The organism is Bacteroides salyersiae WAL 10018 = DSM 18765 = JCM 12988, assembly GCF_000381365.1.
In the GTDB taxonomy this organism is placed as follows: domain Bacteria; phylum Bacteroidota; class Bacteroidia; order Bacteroidales; family Bacteroidaceae; genus Bacteroides; species Bacteroides salyersiae.
Genome location: NZ_KB905467.1, coordinates 1,423,656 through 1,444,798 on the forward strand (window position 1 = coordinate 1,423,656; position 21,143 = coordinate 1,444,798).

Here is a 21,143-nt window from a genome sequence, read left to right on the forward strand (position 1 = left end):
AACAGATACAAAACCTGACGTCAAAAAAATATTTTTCGACGGGCTGACGCCCGTAATGAACGGCGTTCCCCTGCTCGGGGAACACCGGATGTTTTGTCGCTTCGCTCCCGCTTTGACGCTTTACGCGGCCGATCATGCAACCTCGCTTATCGCTTTAAACGCCACGGCGCTCGACGCCTTAACGAGCCGGCCGCGGAAGGCCAGACGAGAACCGATGCTCGTGCTCGTATTCGAGGAATCGTAGCTCGCATACGACATCGAAACACCGCCATACGGGCTCGCGTAGTTGTAGCCACGATAGACCACACGGCTGGAGGCAGTGGATATGTAGTAGATGTCGCAGTAATTTGTCGAGGAGGAACCCGAAACGGAACCCACCGGAATCACGTCCATATATTTGCCATGCGCCACGGCGGTAATCCAGATACCGGAGCTCACGGAACCCTTAACCAGGCGGGTACTGCCGTCAGGCATCCAGATGCGCCACTTCCCGGAATTGCCCGTGTCATTAGGAAGATCCACGCCGTCCATCATGTCATATTTATGACCATAGATGTCCTCGTAGCCAAGGCAGCAAATATTATTCACCTGCGTAACCGTGGCCCCGCCGTAGTCATCCTTCTCACGGTACCACGCATACTGGTGGACGGAGTTTTCTATCAGGCTGTTCGTCACATTAGGGTTGATTGAGGAGGCTTCCTCGTAGCCGATCGTGTCCGTCATACCGCGGCTGGCAGTACCACCCGTAGTACGGTTGTTCGTGTGAGAGCCCGCGCCGCATTGTTCCTGGCTGTCACGACGACCGTACTTCGCGTAGAAAAGATTCGCGATGCGCGAGTGCATAAGGGCATCAATCTGCTGCATACCGCGCTGGACACTGTAATAGTGGAAATCAGCCCAGGTCATGCTCGCCGTAGTGCTCCCGCCGGTAATGCAGGCGCGAAGTTTGGAACCGACAACACTGCTGCCCACAACGGCACACAAGTGCTCGTCATTAGGCACCCATTCGGGTTCCATATCCTCGATCCTGTCACTGTTAGAAAGGACAACCTTATCGAACTCTGCCGTGTTCAGAATGGAGAAGTGAAGAGCAGTGGCACCCTCCGGAACATCGGCAATCAGGTACATACCGGCCTCGAACTTGTTGCTCAAGGTAGGGACGACGATTGAACTGATGACCGTGCCGGAATCGTCTGTGAAAATGCTTCCGACAAGGCTTGTACCGGGAACGCTCGGGAAACGCACACGCTTGTAACCGTCCACGTTCACCTTGCATACCGAATACGTACTGTCAGTACTGTAGCTGTTCGAAAGCGTATCCTTTCCGCTCATGATCTTACGACCGGAAAGATAACCGCCACTCGTGCCCTTAATGTCGTCAAGCGTAAGGACGTCAGCATCCGGAACGGAAGGCATGTTATCCGAACCGTTACTGCTGTAACAGGAGTAATGCTTGCCGTTCAGGTAATCATTGATACCCTTGCTCCAGAAGAAGGGCTCGTACATCATCCAGTCACCTTCAGTGCCGTCCAGTCTGGCAGCCGTGCCGTCGGCGTACTTGTTGCTGTCCGTGTCGTCCAGCGGGTAGTAGGTCATCTCACCGTCCAGGTTGTTCACCGTGGTATCAACGTTCGCCATGTTCACACCCCGCGTCGTCGCTTTTTTAGTCACTTTAGCAAGTACACGGTGACGCTGCTTCAGGATGGCGGAAATATGACCGCTCACCTCATACGCGTTGTCATACTTGTAGCCGGTACCGTTGTCAAGGTTGCTCACGTTCGCGTCATCCGATACCTCGTCGTCGAACTCGATCATCGTGTATTCCGGCTGCCGGATATTCAGTTCCGGGAAGTGCGCCTTCAGAGCGCTGTACGTATCGTCATCAATGTAGCGCGTGAGCTGTACCGTACCCACCAAGGCGCACGTGTCCGTAGTGTTGCCATCGGAATCCACACCGCCCATCCCGACAAACTTATCCAGCCACGTACCGTCATCCTCGCGGTCAATACCGGTTACTCTGATACGTTCCACACCCGTGCAACGGCCCAGCAGGGTTTCCCAGTCAATACCTGGACAACTGTCAAAGATGAAGGTCTTCACCTTGCTGTAGCTTTCCAATGTCAGCCCGCCGGTGGTCAGTCTGCCCAGATATTCCAGACGGAGGCTGGTCAGTGTACCGGGAAGGTGGAGCAGCGTCACGGGAGAACCCTTGGCTAGCACCACGCTCTGCACCTGCGTACCGCGGGCCTCAAGTTCTTCCAGCTTGGTCTGCGCACTCAAATCCAGCTCGGTACTGGTACTTCCCCCGGTTTTCGCCTGTGCCTGGTTACGAAGGTTGAGTTTACGTAGCTGCTTGCAGTTGCCGATGTTCAACCACCAGCCGGTACTGCCGTTGCCGGAACTTTGAAGGTTCAGTTCGCGCAGCACGGTACATTTGCCCAGGTCGAAAGCGTTTTTCAGGTGGTCGGCGGCCCCGCTCATATCCAGCACCTTCATACGGCTCGCGCCATAAACCCTCAAGGGATCGTTCACCGTATAGGCACCGGTGATGGAAAGGCTCGCAGCCGCATCTTTCTTGATGATGCCGGTATTCCCTATATTCGGGCTGTTGTTCGTACCGTAGCCGAAAGCATAAACCTCGTTGGCCGTAATCTTCAGCACGTCGGGGGTGTCAGCAGCCGTACGTGCCAGATAGAGGTCGATGTTGTCACTGGTGAAATTGCTCGTGCCGTACTTAGCATCCAGAAGGGCGAAACGATTACGCACGAAATATTCACGGTGCGCACGGTTACTGCCCTGAAGGGCGTAGATGAACGGCCACACCTTGCCGTACATCTCCTGCGTGGCGGGCAGGATGTACTTCAGCTCGCCGCTCTTGTTATAGGCACGGTCGCACCAGTTGCCCGCCTGCTCCACGTTCAGCATGTCCAGGACACGGCTGGTGGTAAGTACACCGCGAAGAGCCTGCGCCTGTGTCTTCAGGTCAGCGTCCAGGTTGGCCAGAACGAGGTTCCAAAGCCAGCTGTCACGGCCTTCAAAGGCATATTTCCCGGCCTCGGCGTCATAAGTGTCGCGGTCGGTGGTGTAGTCATACACCAGGAAACAGTCGTTACGTTTTCCCATCTGGGTATCACCGTCGTAGTAGGTGATGTACCATATCAGGCCGTCCCACGTGCGCAGCATCATGTTCTTCGCACGCTGGTCAACGGCAAGGAAATAGTCCGTCCAGAGGTAATACGTCAGCAGGAAAGCCTTGTCGAAATAGTCACTTATCTCGTCCCTGAACTTCTCGCTCTTAAAAGTGGAGAGGTCGGCGCTCGTCGCACCGTCCGGAACACACGAGCGTATCCATGCGTACAGCCGTTTCACGGCCGTACGCTGCGACTCGTCAAGGCCCGCCCATTTCACATCATCCGGAACGTTGGTCTCGGCACCGGCATCAAACACCTCCTCCAGATGAGCGTCACTTGTGGTCTTGAAAAGGCACATGGCCTCGGTATTGTTCAGCATTTCCAGAGTGAGGGGACAGGCAGGATCGTAACCCTCCACGCCACTAAGGCCGAACAGGTCGCCGCTCTTGCTTTTCTCGTTGTTGAAGTTGTATTGCCCCACATAGTTGTTCTCGCCGTCCTCCGCAGCCGCCACAAACATGTCGATAGGCACACCGTCGATAGCGGTACGCACGGTGACCGCGTTCAAATCGCTGCCGCCCGTCTCGTACTGGTAACGCTGCGGAGGGGTGAGAAGCCCCATCTCCTTCAGCACGTCGTTGAACAGTTTGGCACCGCCTGTGTTCAGCGACATGGACGAGTCGGAATAATCACTCTTCAGACAGATCAGGTTCATGGCGATGCCACCGGGACGGACGGGATATTTCTTTTCCGCCTGCTCCTTGCCGCCAACGGTGAAGCTAAGGTTCGTGCCGCCCTTGCTGATATAGATACGGATGTTCTTGCTCGGATATTTCGTGGAACTGGTACCCTGAATACGGATATAACAGTCACGAAGCACGAAGTCGTATTCGGATCCGAAAGGGGAGTAATAGAAGATATCCGCCGAAAAGTCCGTCTTCTTGTTGTTCTCGGCATACACGTCATCGAGCTTGTTCTGGCGCACGATACGCAGCACCCCCTTGCCCTTGGCACGCAGCTTGTCCATATCCACAGTGTCGGTATCACCCAGGATATCGTTCTCCTCATACAGCGCGATCATCTCCTCACCGTCCGCACTGTCCACCATCCGGTTCTCCAGTTCCTCGTCGTCACTCAACCGGCGGGTATAGATACGCACGCTCTTTACCTCCACGTCCGCCCCGGCGCTGTCAATGGTGATATATTTCGGATTGTCCTGGCGGAAGCTGAAGGCGTTGTCGTAGATGTCGGCACCGGTACGGTTGCCGTCCACATAAAGCTCCATCAGACGGCTCTCATTGCGGGTACCCACCATGAGGGCCACCTTGATCCACCGGTCTTCCACATAATTCGTGCCCAGCTTGATCTCACGCTCCACCAGCTCGTCGTCCTCGTTGGTATAGGACACTTTCTCACCGGTCTTGAAACTCGTTTCCGAAGGGGTGATATAAAGCCCCTTGCCACTGTCGAGACAGTCCACAACTGCGGTATCGCTGTCAGTGGGATTGCTTACCCGGAGGGTCAGTTCAATGGTCAGCCCCGTACTTTTCACATCGGTGGCAAAGGGCCGGTAGCCGATGACGGCTTTCGCACCGTTGGTCAGCTTCAGCGCCTCACCCGTCCAGCCGTTGCTGCTCCAGTCAAAACCCTCGAACGTGGTCTCCACGCCGTTCGACTCCCATGTTCCGGGGTTACTCTCCCCGTTGCTGCGGCCCGCCGCGTCAAGCTTGACCGCCAGGCCGTAGGTGGCCTCGCTGATATCGATACCGCTCTCACCCACGTCGATGCGCAAAGTGTACCCGGTCGGACCGGCTTTCAGGACAAGCGTCTGCGTGCCTTCCTCGGTAAACCGGTTACTGTAGGTCATCATGCTGCGGGGAGCGCTCACGGTACTGCTCTTGACGCCGTTTTTCCAGAACTCCACTTCAGCGGGCACACGGTCGGGATCATAGGCCACCCAGTCGAAAGTGAGCTTCTCGTAGCGGCCGGCTTCAAGGACCGGCTCCAGATGCTCGTCCCGTCCGAGGACATGCCCGTCGGCATGAATGAGCTTCAAACCGATGAAGGGCGCGCCGGTTCCGGCCTTCAGCAGGTCGATATGGATGCTCTCGCTTTTCAGCGTGAGGTCGTCAGTTTCCATCTCGGCCACCAGCTGGGCGGTATGCCGCCCCACGGACAGGCCGGTCATGGAAACCTCGAAACTGCCGTTCGTCGTGCCGCTGCGGGTGACCGTATGCGCGTTCTGCTGTACACCGTCCACGTACAGGCTGACGGTTTTCGTGCCGGTACCGCTCACGGCGTAGGGTATACTCGCGGAATCATAGGTACCGTAACCGCCGTTCTGGATGGTGGCCGCCAGGTTGTAACCGCAGGAAAGGGACAGGGTGACGCTCTTCACGCTCACGTACGCCTGCTTCTTCTGCGCCTTGCCCGTGGTGGGATCGGTAGTCTCGGCAATGACGTAGATATCGCTCGTGCCCACCAGCAGGTATTTGGTCAGGTCAAGGGTATAGGTACCCTTGCTCACTTCCTTCAGCGAGGAGGAATAAGTGGTGGTCGTCCCGCGCTTCACCTGGATGGTGACGGTCGCTTTCTGTCCGGTACTGCTACCCTTGTCATCACCGCCGGCAACCTGGTGGTCATAGGTATAGGTAAGTTTCACCGCTCCGCCTTCCTTCACGGTTTTCTTGTCGGTCTCGGCAAGCAGCACGATCTTGGTGGTGGAGGACTCACCGCCGCCACCGCTGCCGGCCGGGATGTCAACGCTCGCGATCTCCGCCCCGCTCTTGTTGGTCAGCGCAAGGCGGACACTGCTCTCGTCGTCGCTCACTTCCGCGCTCATGCCGAACACGGTACCGGCTTCCACCTCCTGGAATTTGGCGGCGACGGTCTTGTTCTGGACGGGATTGGTACTGTCGGCATCCAGGCTCTCGTCCACTTCCAGCTTGTCGATGGTCAGATCCACGTTGCCCTCGCTGTCGGGAACTTTCTTCTCGCCGTTCACCGTCAGGCTCTTCATCGTTCCGGCACCGCCGAAGTCCTCCCAGCTCGCCTCCTGCTCCCAGCTCGACAGACTTGTCCCCACGAACTGTTTGGTCTCCCATTTGCCCTGCGAGACTTCATAGGTGATGCAACGGCCCTTGTAACGGTATTTCTCATCCACGGCACCGATCGCGGAGGAAAGGACATAATAACCGCTCTCCAAAGGGACTTCCGCCGTCACATTATACGTGTTACCGCCACCGCCCGTACCACCGGGAATATCAACGGAGGCAATCTCCGTCCCGGTCTTCCCCAGCAGGGTGAGTTTCACCGTGTCGTTCTCCTCATCAGGGACGGCCGTCATGCCACCGACCAAACCGTCGTTCACACCGGCGGCGGCATCCTCCGCCTGTTTCGCAGCCGCGGATGCCGCTGCCGCGGCGGAATTTGCAGTTTCAGCAGCCTGATTGGCGGTACCGGCCGCATCAGACGCCATACCCGCAGCTTTATTCGCCAAAGCCGCAGCATTATCCGCTTTCGTGGCAGACGCATTCGCCGTGGCAGCGGCATCATCGGCCGGTTTACGCAAAAGGGTGAGCGGAGCACTCACCAGCTCACTGCCGCGAAGGGCGGGGAGACTTTTGATATTGTCAAGGGAGCTGACCTCCACAAGTTCATCAACGCTCTGGCTCTCGGCCTTGATAGCGTTCAGGATGTCGTTCTTAAGTTCCGTTTTCTCCGATTCTGTAAGTGCCATAAGTTATTCCTCCTTTTTTATTGTTGTCAGTCATTGTAATAATGGTATGAAAGCGCGCTGAAGCCAAGGATGCACCAGCCGCACTTGTTCAGGCTGTTAATGATGGCGGGCTCCTCCCAATCCTCGCCCGTGTAGAGCAGGAGGAAGCGGTTCACGGAGGTGACGTACAGCCAGTTCCTCTCCGGGTTCTCCGGAGCGGAAGAAAGCTCTCCCTTCCACGTGATGCGGAGATCATCGGAAGCGCCGCCGTAAACGGGGAACTCCACCCACGCGCCGTACCAGTAAAGGTAGTTGCGGTTCCTTTTCGTGTCGTAGTAAAGCCATCCGCTCGAGGGGGAAGCGGGGGGACCGGCCGACGCTCCCCGCCACGAAACCAGGTCCGCAAGGATTCTCCCGTTCAGCTCGGGGGTACCGACCAGCTCGATGATCCCGCTGATCCAGTCGATCCTGTAGGGGTCGGAATAGGAAAGCAGCGAATCACTGCTAAGGTTCACGTTGGAACCGCGGAGCAGCGTGCCGTCGTCCACACGGACGGAGCTGTAGCGGATAGAGCCCACCGTACGCGTATAGGGAGGGTGGCAGCCGTTGTAAAGGGTTACGCGCGAGCCGATATAACGCACGTCGTTCGGAAGGATGATGTCCGCACCGTTCGACGAACCGGCCATGTCCACCTTCAGGCTCAGCTCACGGCCGATCAGGTAGCCGGCCTCGCCGCGGCCCGAGCAGGAGGTCAGGACGGCGTCGCTCGACTCCACAAGGTGGAAGTTCGTGCGGATATGCCCGGAGAACGTGCCCGCGTTCGCCTCGATGCTCCCGTCCTCCAGGATCTTGAAATTATCGTTGGCCGTCACGAGGCCCTCCAGCTTGACGCGGTCACCGGTCAGCTTCACCACGCTGATCTTGTTGCCGTCAGCGTCCGTCCCGTCCACACTCACGCCGATAAGCGCCAGTTTCCCGTCCGCGTCCTGGGCGTAGATGCCCGCGCCTTCAGGCTTCACCACAAGCCCCGTCTCTTCCAGCATATTCTCGTCACGGTCAAAGACGGCGGCCGTTATCTTCACCAGACGCTCCGACTGCTCGAAAAGCGTCCGGTAGCGGTGTGCAAGGCTCTCCACCTTGTCAGTGGACAGCACGAGCATATACAGGTAGATGTCACCGGTAAAGGACAGTTTGAAATCACCGGTACCGTTCCAGAGGCCGCTACAGGTGTACTGCACGTAACCATCAGTTGCAGACAGTTCCTCCTCCACCTCCAGGCTGTTGAAGTTCGCGAAACCCGTCTTGTCAACGTCCAGGAACTGGACTCTTAGAGTCCCTTTGGTTGCGCAGCGGTAGAAGAAGGAAAGGTACACCGGCACGGCCTCCTTCTCCCCGTCACCGTTCACAGGCATGGAGGGGATGCTTTTCAAATTCGCCCGTTTCTGGAGGATGTACTTGTTACGGATGTGCACCACCGTCCGCCCGTCATCCACCGTCACGCTCGCCCCGTCGCCCTTTCTGGTCAGTACGTTGTTGTTCGCCCAGATCCATTTGTTACCTGCCAGGAAGAACACCGTCTCGTTCTCCGTGTTCCATTTCTCCAGCCCGTCATCGAAGGCGGGGTTGTTCAGGTAGCCCTTCTCCGTGGCGAAGTCGTTCCTTAGGGCGGTCACCGCGCTGGTGATGCGCCCCTCCACGATCTCGAACTTGGTCTTGATGTCCTCACCGGTCACCAGAAGGAAAGTCCCGCGCAGGTAGGCGTTGTCGCTGTAAAGGCCGTTGCCGTGCGGCTGGTTGTCAGCCGGGAACCAGTCATCGCTGATGCCGTCCAGGTTGCCCAGGCGCGCACGAAGGCAGCCGGTGAAGTTCTTCGCCTTCACCCCGTCCATCACGTCCACGCGGGGCTGACCGTCCTCGGTGGCGGAGATCAGGATCAGGTTCTGACGCAGCGGGTTCTCCGTGTTGCCCATCAGCACGCACTCGTCACCGGCCTCCGGAAGGGAACCTGAAAATTCATCCTCACTTACGAGAATGGAGTCACCCTCCACGCCGGCCACCTCCACCCAGTACCCTTTCAGGTTCCCGCCGCTGAACGTGGCGCAGCGCATCAGGTCATGGGCCTGGAAACTGTTGTCCTGCTCGAAAGTGATCCTCCAGTAACCGTCCTCAAGTACGGCGGTCTTTATTTTCCCGTTGGCGGCGCTGACGCACAGCTGGCCGCCAACGCTGCGTACCTTCTCGATAAGCAGCTCCAATACTACCATGACCTGGCGTACCGTCAGCTTGTCGATGGTAAGATGGGACAAAGCGTCCTCCATCCACAGCCGCCACCCCTCACCGAAAAGACCGTCCACGAATTTCGGGCTGCGAAGGAACTCACGCACGACAAGGGTCAGCAACTCGGCATTGCCCTTGTCATCAATACCCGCATTATCCTCCTGTCCGAAAGAGGCTCCCGCTTCGAAGGTGATCTTCCCCTTTGCACGGTCATTCTTTTTTTTGCTGATGTGTTCCGCCTGACTTCTCCGCGCGGAAAAAAGATTGTTGTCCGTAGGCAGTGTCTTGTCCCAGCTACGGATAATGTCAGGAAGCGCGGCACCCTCCGCCTTTGACTTCGTATAGTTTTTCAGTTCCCCGATACTGTCATTCACCCGTTCAAACGCACCACTATGCAGGGCATCGCTGATCTCGATGTCCATCTCCCCGGGTTGGTTCACCTTCCGGGTAATTTTCGTGATGCGGCTGCTGCGATAACCGGTTTCGGGGAAATACTCCTCGCTTTCAAGTCTCACACGGCGGCCTACGGACAGGGAAACACCGTTCTCCTCAATCCACACATGGTCGGTCGGGGCCTTGTAAACGGCAAGATCCTGCCAGCATTCGGTATTGAACTGTTCCACCGCCGTAAGAAACTCCTCCTCGGCAAGCGGGTAATATTCGTCCGGCATACGGATATTCCAGAGAATATAACGGTCACCGGATTTCGGAATAAGTTTGCCGCCGGGGAGTTGCGTGTCATCATCATAGGGCCATATCGTAATAATCTCGAACTCACGGGTGGCACTGTTGAAATTCACCTCGAAATAGTGGTCCTCACCCTGCCCCAGTCCGGAAAGGTCACCGTCCTGGAACGATACACGTTTGGTCTCGTCGGGCAGCTCGTAATCGTTCGGATCGAAATTCAGGCTGTCGTCCCTGAAATAATAGACCGTGAAAGGGTTGCCGTCGTCATCTTTCACATCTTCGCTGCGCACACTGCTGACAGCCCCGATCCTGCGGGGATAAATGCCGCTGAAGGCGTCTTGCTCGTAACGGTCATAGATGCCGTACTCCTCCGTATGTATCTCGACATATTGCCTGCCCCCCGGAAGCATCAGGCGGCTATGCCCGTATTTTGACGGATCTATGTTCCGCGTGCTGCCTACCGGGAACAACCGGGTATAAAAATTGTCGGTACCCGTCGTGTCGCGTTCGATTCCGGTCAGTCCCTTCCCGTAGCCCAGCGTTATTTCCTCGCCATGCTCACACCGGCACACGTTCACGGTCTGGCCTTCCACCCACCATTCAGCCTGCCCGCCGACCGCTTCGGCTATCTCTTTCAGGGCTTCGTTGCAGTACTTCCCCTCGTAATCGATGACGATAAGGTCCGTACCGTCCACCCGCCCCACTTTCCAGTCGGTGGTGTGGTTCATTCCGTCATTGATACACTTCACGATCATGGCCACGTGTTCACGCGGAGTCGCTGTCAGCGTGAACACAGGCTCGGTGTTCCCGTCGGTGGTCTCCAGCACAAGAAAACGTCTCACCAGGCTCTCGATACCGTAAAACTTCAAATCATATACCCACTCCTGGCCGCTCTTCTGCTTCGGGATGTACCGTTCGGTCAGCCAGTAGCGCTCACCCTCAAAGTCCACCCGGTCATTCACGTCCAGGGCGATATATTCGTAATGCGTGAAAGAGAGTGTCAGGACATTGTCACCCTGCACCTCCTTCACCTGGGTGGAGCTGTCGCCCGCCTCGATATCGGTCCGTCTGTTGCCGTTGCTGTCATAGATGGTCAGCATGTCTGTATCTTGTTTAAACGTCGTTTGAATAGGGTTTGAATCACATTTATATGACCGGGACAGGTTCCCGGAACTTCACCTTGAACTTGCCGGCGTGCACGCCTTCCTTCCAGAGATAGGTCAGAGGCTGGAACTTGCTGCAATCCGTATATTTCACACGGAGAGTCAGGGCAAGTTGGGGAAAGGAAATCTCAAGCCACCCGTCACGGCCTTTCTTCAGGAAATTGATGAACTCGAAATACTTCTTCAGCCAGCCGGCCTGCGTTTTGCCAAACAGGGCGAAATGAAGCGTCACGTCACGGGCCTCGTTCCTGGGCGTCAGCACGGAGGAATATTTCTCCCCGTCCTCCTCCCGGATATTCACAGCCGTGTCCGTTTTCGTCTTGCTCGGGGTCAGGATGGCGGTCAGGTTATCCATCCCGCCGCGCTTGTCCTCAACGAGGAACACCCCGTATGTACTCCAGATGTCGGTACCGTTGACAAGTACCAGACCGCCTAATATCTTTTCCATATCATTTGCATTTTACTCCGTCACGATTGATTTTACGAATCTCTTCCTCTATTTTGCCAAGGTGCGACGCGCTCGTGCCGGTGTTCTCCTCGATACGGGCAAGATGCCCCTCGGCGGTGTTCATCTTGTCGATGACGCTCTCCATCTTCTCATCGATGCTCGACCAGTGTTGCAACCCGCTGGTGAACATGCCGTCCAGTTTTGTACCCTGGTCCTGTGTCATGGCTGAAAAACCGCCGGTTTTGGCGCTCTGGCTCGTACCGCCCGAGTTATCGTACCCGGTGGCCGCGGCAAGATTGTCACGAAGAGCGATGGCTTCCTCGACATACTTCATGTACTCGTCCTGGAGGGCCTTACGCTCGGCTTCTGTAAGGTCATTGTCTTCCATCGCCTTGCCGAATTTCTCCCACCAGCCTTTCAGCTTGTCGGAATACAGCTCACCGATCTTGTTTGACAGCATCGCACGCATGAAATACTCGGATATGTCCTCCGCCGCGGCTGCGGCATCATACTTCATATCCATCAGGTTATCCACGAAACTGCTGTACATGCTGTCGAAGGAAATACCGGTGAGACCTTCATACAGCTGGTCGGTAAGTTCCTCCAGCTTGCCCGCCTGGTCGATATAGTCATCCAGCTTCTCGGTCAGACGACCTCCATATCCGCCCTTGCCGGTATCCTGGATCTGCGTCCACATGTCCACGTTACTGCGCAACTTCTTCATCTCCTCCGGACTTAGGTTCCAGATGTCACCGTTCCAGCTACGCCCGATCTGACCGCTCAAACGGTCAATCTGTTCCTGTGAGAAACCGCCCCAGTAATAATTCCAGCTGTGATGCGAACCGTGATAGCCGGCCTGCGACATGGCCATGTCCAGATAGTTCGAGTTCGTCTCCTGCTGGAGCCTGTAGGCATCCCGGTAGGCGGCCACGGACTTTGTACCCTTGCTCGCCTTGATCTCCTCCGTCAGGTCCTCGATAGCCGTCTGCAAGGTCTCGTTGCGCTCGGTCAGCCGGTCGATGGTTTCCTGGACCTCTTTGGCATTGCTTGAAGTCGTCCAGGAGGAAAATCCGCCCCAGGTCAATGCGTCGAATATCTTGCCCACACCGGAAAGCAGCGATTTTCCGATAGTCACAAAAAGATCACCGGAAAGCACATCGTCAAGAATACCGCTCACGGCATTGAACACCGCGTCGAGCAGGCCACCGATGACCACACTCAAACCATCTTTGAAAAGGTCTATAATACTTACAATCCAGCCGACAACAGGCACATCCTCAAGTGTTTCGGAAACCTTTCCGAAAGCCTCGCCCAGTTTGCCGTCCACTTCCTTGGCACCTTTGCCGAGTGTGATCAGGCCATTATACGCCCCGCTGATACTGCCGGAGGCAATCTGCTGCAATCCGTCCCTCACATTCTCCATACTGGTCTTCAGACCGGAGGCAGTATTCGAGAGGGACTGCCGGGCACTGTCAGCCGTTTCCTGCAAGGCGTTTATATTCTCACTCGCGGCATCGGCATTAGCCTGCGCCGTTTCCAGGGCTTGCCGGGCGGACTCCTTCTCCTGTTCGGTTCCGGACTGTTGCGCCTCAATGTATGATTTCTGGGCGGCAATGAGTGCCGTATAGGTGTCCGCATACACCGCCTGTGCCTCCTTCAGGTCTGAAAGGGCTTTCTGGTAGGCAGTAACCTCGGCACCCAGTTTCTTGAAACTGACCTTGCCGGAACCGCCCAAAGCCCTCTCCATCTGCTGGACGGCAGAGACAAGCGCGTCCTGGCTGGCATGGTCGGCATTTCGGAACTCGTCAGTGAGCATGTATTTTCTGGCATCCGCCAATACAGGCTTTATCATATCGGAAAACATCCCGCCGAATTCACCGAAGACAGTACCCCAGTCAATACGGGCTTTCAGTTCCTGCACTTCGATGCCGGCAAGTTTGCTGTCACGTTCAACACCGAGAGAGAGCTTCTCGCTGCCGGACGTCGTCTTTTGTATCTTTTCCGCATATTCGGTCGCGATGGCGAGTTTCTGCTGCTGGAAGGTGCCGTAGGCCTGCAAATATTCCTGCATCACTCCGAACTCTTCCCGATAAGCTTCCGCTATTTTCTTCTGTCGGCCGGACTCGTTCAGCTCACGGGCCTTGTCTATTTCGGACTGCTGATCTTCCGACAGCGAACCGGACTGCCCCGCTTTCGCGTTGTCACGTTTCCAACCGGCTTCCTGCCTGGCTATTTCATCCTTGCGTGCCTGGTATTCATTGTCTATCTGGCGCAGCTTCTTCTCCAGCCCCTCGGTCATCATCTCAATCTCCGCCTCGTCATTCTTCCTTTGCAGCCCGGCGAGTTCCTGGCCCAGCTTTTCAGAAACCTGTTTGCGGCGTTGGGCTTCTTTCTCCGCCTTGTCCGCCTTCTTCCGTTCGGCCTCGGAATCCTTATCCTCACCGGGCTTGACCTTGTCGTACTCCTTTTTGGCGGTATCGACGGCATCCTTCAGTTCTTTCGCCTTCTTCTCAAACTCCTCACGGGAAAGGCTGTTGGACGTTTCCTGAAGAAAGGCGTTATAAGCCTTGAGCGCATCCTGGTATTTCTCTTTTGCCGCAGCCACCCAGTCAGTGCTTGAATCCGTGGGCAGGTTACGCCGGTTTTGTTCCGAAACCAGTTTGTTCAGCTGATACTTCAGTTCGTCACGGGAATAAGTTCCGGTAAGATTTTCGTCACCCTGCGTAATCTTTCCGTATTCCTTCTCCTGGACAGACATCCGGGCAAGCAGGGTTCTACGCTGCTTTATCTGCTGTGCAAGGGTCTCGTTACTCACACCGGTCAGGTTTTCGAAATAGGCATTTACCTCGTCCTTGCGGATTTGTCCGTTCAGGCTCTTGCGTTTTCCGTACAGATTCTGAAGCTCTGCCTCCTCATCCCTTGAACGTGCGGATTTCCGGACATATCGGGCTCTTTGCCGCCCGTAGCTGTCCTGGTAATATTCGGTTGCCAACCGGGTCTTGCCTTCAAGTTCTTTTATCCTGTCATCCACACGTTTCAATTCATTGGCGGGATTGGATATGGACTCACCGGCTTCCAATCGGGCTATCTCTTCCTTGATTTTCTTGATATTCTTCAGTTTCTCATACTCGGTGTCGTATTTGGAGAATATATCCGGATATTTCTGTTCCAGCTTGTTTAGCGCCTCACGCCGGGCATCCGTGGACACGGCTTCATCCCCGGCAATGGAACACAGTTCCTCTATTTTGCGCCTGTGCTCTTCCTCGGCCTCTATGGTTTTCTGCTTCTGCTGCTGATACCTTTCCTCGGATTCCTGCAAACGTTCGGTTTCCGTCTTCATGGAGATCAGTGCCACGGCAACACCGGCAAGCAGGGTCGCAACCAGCACATAGGGATTGGAAAGCATGGTCCGGTTGAGCATTTTCTGCGCTTTCTCAACCAGCAGGAGCCAGTTGTAATGCAACGCCTCCGCAGCCACCGCCCAGCCTTTCACGGCCGTGACTGTCATGACGGCGGTCCGGTACACACCATACGTACCGACAAGCCCGAGCAGGATACGGCCGAAACGTTCGTAATGCTCCACCATGTAGGAAACACCGGAAAGCGTGGTGTTGATGACACCTTCCGACTGTTGCCCGATTTCATTGAACATCATTGAAACGGCATCCTCTATATTGGAGATCTGTCCGGTTATCGTTTTGGATTGTGCCTCCATCAGACCACTGAATTTTCCGCCCTCGTCCGTCAGGCTCTCTATGACCTTCTGCACTTCGGGAAAACCGACCTTGCCTTCCTCCACAAGCTCCTTCACCTTGCTTTCAGCCACGCCGAACTGCTTGGCCAGTTCGGCGATCATAGGGATGCCCCGGCCGGTGAACTGGTTCAGGTCCTGTGTATAAAGCCGTCCCTGGGACATGGTGGTGCCGTAAAGATAGACCAGATCGTTCAAATGGATGGAAAGTCCGGCAGCGATGTCACCCAAGCGGATCAGCGTCTCGTTCACTTTCTCCGCTCCAAACCCGTAGGCAAGAAGCTGCTTGGCACCCTGCGCGACATCCTCCAGGCCGAAAGGAGTGGTCGCGGCCGTATGTACCAACTGCTGCATCAGGGTGTCGGCCTTCTCCGCACTGCCGAGCATGGTCTGAAACGACACCTCCAGCTGCTGGAACTCGCCGCGTACCTTGGTGATGTTCGACACCAGCTCCTTGATAGTAAAGGCGGCCGCCAGCTTGCCGACGGTGTTGTTCAACAGGGAACCGCTCCTGTCAAGTTCCCGGATCTGTCTGTTGGCGGACGATGCCTGCTGGGACATCCGCTCGATCTTGCCCACGGCCTTGTCAAGACGGGCGCTCAAATGGTCCACCATAAGGAATTCTATTTGTACCGGTTTCATCTATTTTAGCTTGCTTTGAAAAAATCCTACTATTCCATCCGCTTCATCCTCGGCGCTCCGCTCATCCGCAGGACCGGAAGATCCGGACTTGTCACGGACATACCGGGGAGCGTCACTAAGCATCATGATCAGGGTCTGGTAATTCACCTTGTTCAGTATATAGTCCACGCTCCAGCCGGTGGCACTGGCAATCTGCCACACAAAACCGAAAGGGCTATGGGAGCCTTCATAACGGCTCTTTAACTCCCCTTCTTTCTTTGGCTCAGTCTCAAGCTCATCGGATTCGTCCGCTCGGCTGATCTGATAATAGGTATAAAAGGGTCGGTACCCATCAGGCTGACAAAACGCTTGATCGCACCCACCAGATAACGCTGTTCCATGAAGTTCCTTATGAGCCATGCCACCGGGCGCAAAAGCACGCGGCGGCTGAAAGGGCCACGACAAAGGGTATAGGCCACCATACGGCTCACCGCCTTGCCGTGAGAGGCCAGAAACTGCATTTCCTCCTCCTTGCTGAACCCCCACATCTCCTCACTGGTGATCCCCATCGACAAATATGTCCGGGCAAAAAGAATCTGACCGGACATATAAGGCCGCCTCATGGTCACGCGCAGCTCCAGCGGGGATTTCCTGAAAGGGATATGAAACGCTTTCAGCGGGACGCTCACACCGATATCCAGCAGCGCGTCCGCACCCTCACGCTGGATCTGCTTGATGACAGCTTCGTCCATACGCTACTCCTCGGCCAGGTTAGTGGAAGCAGCAGCGGCAGATTCAGCAGGAGGCAGTTTATACTGTTTCCACTCTTCCGGGATAGAATCCGTATTGAATACGCCATGGGGCTGGGAGCCGTCTTCCGGCATGGCCACTTCCAGCGTGCATTCGATTTTCGCCGTTTCTGTCAGGGTCAGCTTGCCGCCGAGATTGGAAAGTAGCGTGCCATTGGGAATCAGGATGCTCTGCCCCGAAACAAGGGCTATTTCCCACGGACCGGTCAGCAACACGGCTGCCGTCGGGGCCGTCCAACCAATCGGGGTTTTCTTTTCCGAGTCCTCTTCCTTGTAGTGCATGGTACCACCCAGCAAGCTATGCAGGTTTTCGTAGTTCAGCTGGATAACGTTGAACGTGGGGGCGATGCTGCCATTCGACTGGGGAATGATAAGCACCGGGGTTCCCGGCACCTGCTCCGCCTCGATTTTGGCGGATTCGGGTTTCTGCCCGCCCATGTCAAACGAATTCTTCTCTATGTAACCCACCACAAAGTCCTTGTATTTCACGGCACCGACGCCGTACATGAAATTCTTATTCATTGTTTCTTGATTTTGAAAGTTAATACTATGCCGGCAACACATCCGGTTATAAAAGCGGCCAGCGCTATTTTAACGGGACTAAAGCGACGTTCAAATTCCGTTTCAACTGTGAATGAGTCCTCATGTGTCTCATTACGGATACGGGTCAGTTCCTCCTCATAACACAGTACCAGCCGCTGGAGGCTGTCGCAGGATGCCTCCGCTATGATATTGCCGGCCGCATCGCTCTTCACCGTCAGGCCCGCCTGCCCGTTCCTGGAATGGTAGGACGAACCGGAGGGAAGTTTACGGAGGCTGTCCGGAGGGATCGTCAGGCTCACCGCCGATTTCGGAATCCCCGCCATCAACAACCCCCGCCTCACGTTTGACACGTTGTCGGCGCTTGACGACAGGCTGCTGTTCCGGTTCACCTCCGTCCTGCTCTTTCGAGTACTCGCGCATCCCGTAAAGAACAGGACAATCATCATGATGCCTGCAACTGTTGGCAGTATCAATGGCTTTCCGGAGGCGTGCCATTTCACGCCGGGTCGCCTGCAAAGCTTTCCTGTTTTCATTCAGTTCCTCTTTTAAGGGTTCTACAATATTCTCGATCAGGATACGGGTGGCATGTTCGGTATTGTCAATCCGTACCGTCTCGGCTTCGGCGGTAGCCTTCTCCGCTTTCGCCCTCGCTTCCCTGACCGTTGATTTCAGGGTGATGATGGCTATTATCGTGGCTACCAGACCACCGCCCAGCACCAGATTCATGACAGCACTGAAGTCCATACGCACACTGGTCTTTCAGGTCAAAGCCTATTTACCGGCATCCTTACCCGCAAACAGTCCGATGAGCCACTGGACAAATCCCGTATCGGCAACACCATTGGACACAAGGGACGCACCGAACCCGTAACACAACGCGATATACCACGTGGCATCAGCGACAAAGCCCGCATCCAGCCACCATAAAAGCATGGCGGCCACAATGCCCACACACCAGCTGACAATCTGTGTCGCCAAGCCCTGCATTTTTGGAAACAGAGCCTTGATCCCTTCCGTGAGCAACACCACGCCACCGACAAAACCGGCAAAGGTGGTGATCATCGCGCTATAATCGACTTCCGGTACTGTACCGGTCTGGGCAAAAGTTGCTGACACGAATCCGAGTATCAGCACAAAGAATAAAAGAAATCTTTTCATGTTGTTGTTGATTTATTGAGTTATACCTATTTGTTTAAGCCATCTCTGTACATCAAAACTGGGGCAGGCTTTGGCCGCCAGTTCATTGTGACCGACGATTCTCACATCGGGAAAACGACGATGGAAATCCTTCACGTACTTCTCAAGCGCCTTTTTCTGCCAGGAGGTACGGGTGTCCGCAGGCGTTTTACCATCCTTTGCACACCCGCCGGCATAGACGATATGGCGGCTCACGGAATTGTAACCGGCCACGCCGTTGGTCACTTCCCACGGGTCCACATTCGCGTCCTCGTTATTGTTCACCAGGCGTTCCACTCCGCCGTTCAGATGGAACAGGTCGGTATATCCGACCTGCTTCCAGCCGCGGCCGCCCTTTGAGACGGGGTTCGTATGCCAGGCGCGAATCTCCGCACCGCTTACCTCACGCCCTTCAGGAGTGGCCGTGCAATGGATGACAAGATACTTCAGCTTTCCCATCACTCACCGCCTTCCTCTTCATCAACGGCCGCCTGGGACAGTGCTATCTCCACCTTCTTCTCCGGATCGGCGTCCAGGCCCAGTACAAGTGTGCCGGATACCGCCTTGCCGCTACTGTTCACACCGGCGGTGACCGTCAGAGAGCCATCGGTACCGACTGCCGTGAAACCGGCAGGAATGGAAACCACGCTGTAATCACCGGAGGCAGTGACCTTCACCTCCTTGCTCTCACCGGCGGCCTTGAAAGAAAGAGCGGCCGGATCGGCAGAAATGCTGCGTTCCACTACCTTGAACACCGGAGTCTCACGGGTGTCAAGCACCACGAACTCCTCGCCGAAGGCGATTTCCGTGTCGGCCTTCATAAGCAGCTTGAAGAAGTACAGCTCGCTGGAGTTCATCCACTTGTCAATCTGGATCACCTCCTCATCGTCCTGGAGGTTCACACCGGCAAAAAGGTTGCCGTCAGCGCTCATCGAGCAGAGCGTGGCTACGATAAGGCCATCAGGCCAGGAATTCAGCGTCTCGATGGTGATACCCTTGTAACGCTTCTTGTTGATGTCCGTCTCGCTCGTGTTCTTGTACTCGCGTTCGGTCAGCTCGTCATCGTACTTGTCGAAGTCGTCAATACTCATCAGGATACGCAGGTTCGGATTCTCACGCAGGGCTTTTGGAATAGCCTTGCGGACAGCCTTCAACTTGCCGATCATGGAAGTATCGGAAGGAGCCGGAACCACGATCACATCCGGATCTTTAGCCGCCTGGGTCAGGATACCGTTGAAAAGGTGGTCGTCGTCCGAACCGAACTCGCCGTTCAGGTAATGCCAGCCCAGCTCGAACTTCACACTCTTGCTAAGTTCATCCAGAAGCGTGTTCTGCGCTTCGGGGGGAAGTTCGGCAAACACGAGGTTGCCCTTCGGCTGCCACTTGCGCCAAACATGCTCGAAGGCACGGGGATTGAAAGTCGTGAACGCCATGAAGTCCTCCGGATCCAGTGATTTCTCCGAGTAATTGAAATTGCCTTTCGAGTCTTCCAAAGTCGGGTTCTCCTTACGCTTCTGGAGCATCTTGCCCGTCTTGATACGCGGCAGGCTGATTTTTTTCTCCACACCGGGGATCACCATGATCAGACCTTTTTCTACAAGGTCATTCCCGGTGGTGGCCAGGACCAGTATTTTCTCCAGTACCTCGCCGTTGTAATTCGTGTTTCTTACTACTATTGCCATGGCAAATGTTTTTATTTATGGTTCAACTTGTCCTTAATCTCGCTCATGCGCTTGTTCCAGGGGCTTTCACCCGTCGGATTCACACGAAGGTCGGTCATGACACTACGTTTGGGGGAAAGCTTCTCCAATGCCTTTTCCCCGTTCTCCCGGTCTTTTGCCAGAAGGTTCTCATAGATGGGGCGGGTGGCGGCATCGATACGGCCGTCCTGTTCCGCATCATCAAGCAGTTTCTTACGCGCGGCAGCGTCATCCGCATCCGCCTTGTCCTGGAACACCTTCAGTTCGCCCTTCAGGCGGGTGACCTCGGCATCAAGGGCCGGGACTTTGCCAGCCTCCGTTTCCAGCAGTCCGATTTCACGCAGGAAATCGTCATCCGTCGCACAGTTCTTGAACCGCGGACGTCTCTTGAGTTCGTCTAAATTCATGCTATTCTCGTTTTGTGGCTTGTGCAGCCGGTTATTGAATATTTGAAATACTTGTTCGGGGGTACTGTCCTCCGGTACCGGGTCAGCGTCATAAATACCGTCGATAAGCCCCAGCGCCAGCGCCTCGTCGGCACGCAGCCAGTGATCCTTGCCGTCAAAATACATCGCGCGGATTTCCTCCTTGTCCTTGCCCATACGGGTGGCATACATCTCGCAAAGGGTATCCTCAAGCGCCTCGATCTCACGGATGCAGTCCTTCATCTCATCCTTGTTGCCGTAACAGCCGCCCTGGACACTGTGAAGCATCAGACGGGCATAACGGCTCATCTGCACGGGCTTGCCGCAAAGGGCGATGACGGAGGCCATGCTGGCGGCGATGCCGTCCACGTAGATGGTAATGTCGGCCTTGCTGTTCTTCAAGGCATTGAAAATGGCGATGCCCGAATAAACCTCGCCGCCGTTGCTGTTGATACGCACGTCCACCTTCCCGGTCAGGGCTTCCGCTTCCAGAAGTTCACGGGCAATATCACCGCTGCGCACGTTATCATCGTACTCACCGATGTCACCGTAAAGAAGGATGCAACAGGCATCGGTTCCGGGTATCATATTGAAAAATCTACTCATGTCACTATCGTTTTGGCAGGTCCTTCCCTGCAAAGTTTACGGTGCGAAATTAGGGGGATTAAAAGCCTTTTTCAAACCGCGTTTTCAT

At 55.6% G+C, this 21,143-nt stretch carries 13 protein-coding genes; all 13 read right to left on the reverse strand.

The window, feature by feature from the left end; all coding sequences use genetic code 11:
* Positions 1 to 132: 132 nt before the first annotated feature.
* The 13 genes from HMPREF1532_RS17240 to HMPREF1532_RS17300 are packed head-to-tail and all read right to left on the reverse strand — an operon-like array spanning position 133 to position 21,055.
* Positions 133 to 6,870, reverse strand: coding sequence for a leucine-rich repeat domain-containing protein (locus HMPREF1532_RS17240; RefSeq protein ID WP_005932377.1), 6,738 nt, complete (start codon positions 6,868 to 6,870; stop codon positions 133 to 135).
* 26 nt (positions 6,871 to 6,896) lie between these two features.
* Entirely contained in the window at positions 6,897 to 10,913 is a 4,017-nt protein-coding gene (locus HMPREF1532_RS17245) for a hypothetical protein (protein WP_005932379.1), read from the reverse strand.
* 46 nt (positions 10,914 to 10,959) lie between these two features.
* Entirely contained in the window at positions 10,960 to 11,424 is a 465-nt protein-coding gene (locus HMPREF1532_RS17250; protein WP_004326780.1) for a hypothetical protein, read from the reverse strand.
* 1 nt (position 11,425) lies between these two features.
* Positions 11,426 to 15,817, reverse strand: a complete 4,392-nt coding sequence (locus HMPREF1532_RS17255; RefSeq protein WP_005932381.1) for a tape measure protein — start codon at positions 15,815 to 15,817, stop codon at positions 11,426 to 11,428.
* On the reverse strand, positions 15,818 to 16,018 hold the full coding sequence (locus tag HMPREF1532_RS17260) for a hypothetical protein (RefSeq protein WP_005846360.1): 201 nt from the start codon (positions 16,016 to 16,018) through the stop codon (positions 15,818 to 15,820).
* A 38-nt stretch (positions 16,019 to 16,056) separates the two neighbouring features.
* Complete coding sequence (locus tag HMPREF1532_RS17265; RefSeq protein ID WP_004327425.1) at positions 16,057 to 16,548, reverse strand: hypothetical protein; 492 nt, start codon at positions 16,546 to 16,548, stop codon at positions 16,057 to 16,059.
* Between the two features lie 3 nt (positions 16,549 to 16,551).
* A complete protein-coding gene (locus HMPREF1532_RS17270; RefSeq protein ID WP_004327424.1) occupies positions 16,552 to 17,112 on the reverse strand; it encodes a hypothetical protein in 561 nt (186 codons plus the stop codon).
* Positions 17,113 to 17,123: 11 nt separating this feature from the next.
* A complete protein-coding gene (locus HMPREF1532_RS17275; RefSeq protein WP_025066778.1) occupies positions 17,124 to 17,447 on the reverse strand; it encodes a hypothetical protein in 324 nt (107 codons plus the stop codon).
* Positions 17,413 to 17,892 (reverse strand): hypothetical protein, encoded by a 480-nt coding sequence (locus HMPREF1532_RS17280; RefSeq protein ID WP_004327423.1) that lies wholly within the window; start codon positions 17,890 to 17,892, stop codon positions 17,413 to 17,415. Before HMPREF1532_RS17280 ends, HMPREF1532_RS17275 begins: the two co-directional genes overlap by 35 nt.
* Before the next feature lie 27 nt (positions 17,893 to 17,919).
* Positions 17,920 to 18,306 carry a hypothetical protein gene (locus tag HMPREF1532_RS17285; protein ID WP_004327422.1) on the reverse strand — a complete coding sequence of 129 codons (387 nt, stop codon included), beginning with the start codon at positions 18,304 to 18,306 and terminating at the stop codon, positions 17,920 to 17,922.
* 12 nt (positions 18,307 to 18,318) lie between these two features.
* On the reverse strand, positions 18,319 to 18,783 hold the full coding sequence (locus tag HMPREF1532_RS17290) for an N-acetylmuramoyl-L-alanine amidase (RefSeq protein ID WP_004327421.1): 465 nt from the start codon (positions 18,781 to 18,783) through the stop codon (positions 18,319 to 18,321).
* Positions 18,783 to 20,006, reverse strand: coding sequence for a BACON domain-containing protein (locus tag HMPREF1532_RS17295; RefSeq protein WP_004327420.1), 1,224 nt, complete (start codon positions 20,004 to 20,006; stop codon positions 18,783 to 18,785). Before HMPREF1532_RS17295 ends, HMPREF1532_RS17290 begins: the two co-directional genes overlap by 1 nt.
* An 11-nt stretch (positions 20,007 to 20,017) precedes the next feature.
* Positions 20,018 to 21,055, reverse strand: a complete 1,038-nt coding sequence (locus HMPREF1532_RS17300; protein ID WP_005846345.1) for a head maturation protease, ClpP-related — start codon at positions 21,053 to 21,055, stop codon at positions 20,018 to 20,020.
* Between the last annotated feature and the right edge of the window lie 88 nt (positions 21,056 to 21,143).

What these genes read in the sequence shown, in the direction of transcription:
- HMPREF1532_RS17290 (WP_004327421.1), bottom strand. Translation starts at nt 18,783, where the DNA reads ATGGGAAAGCTGAAGTATCTTGTCATCCATTGCACGGCCACTCCTGAA.
- HMPREF1532_RS17295 (WP_004327420.1), bottom strand. Translation starts at nt 20,006, where the DNA reads ATGGCAATAGTAGTAAGAAACACGAATTACAACGGCGAGGTACTGGAG.
- HMPREF1532_RS17265 (WP_004327425.1), bottom strand. Translation starts at nt 16,548, where the DNA reads ATGGACGAAGCTGTCATCAAGCAGATCCAGCGTGAGGGTGCGGACGCG.
- HMPREF1532_RS17270 (WP_004327424.1), bottom strand. Translation starts at nt 17,112, where the DNA reads ATGTACGGCGTCGGTGCCGTGAAATACAAGGACTTTGTGGTGGGTTAC.
- HMPREF1532_RS17300 (WP_005846345.1), bottom strand. Translation starts at nt 21,055, where the DNA reads ATGAGTAGATTTTTCAATATGATACCCGGAACCGATGCCTGTTGCATC.
- HMPREF1532_RS17245 (WP_005932379.1), bottom strand. Translation starts at nt 10,913, where the DNA reads ATGCTGACCATCTATGACAGCAACGGCAACAGACGGACCGATATCGAG.
- HMPREF1532_RS17255 (WP_005932381.1), bottom strand. Translation starts at nt 15,817, where the DNA reads ATGAAACCGGTACAAATAGAATTCCTTATGGTGGACCATTTGAGCGCC.
- HMPREF1532_RS17250 (WP_004326780.1), bottom strand. Translation starts at nt 11,424, where the DNA reads ATGGAAAAGATATTAGGCGGTCTGGTACTTGTCAACGGTACCGACATC.
- HMPREF1532_RS17240 (WP_005932377.1), bottom strand. Translation starts at nt 6,870, where the DNA reads ATGGCACTTACAGAATCGGAGAAAACGGAACTTAAGAACGACATCCTG.
- HMPREF1532_RS17280 (WP_004327423.1), bottom strand. Translation starts at nt 17,892, where the DNA reads ATGGACTTCAGTGCTGTCATGAATCTGGTGCTGGGCGGTGGTCTGGTA.
- HMPREF1532_RS17285 (WP_004327422.1), bottom strand. Translation starts at nt 18,306, where the DNA reads ATGAAAAGATTTCTTTTATTCTTTGTGCTGATACTCGGATTCGTGTCA.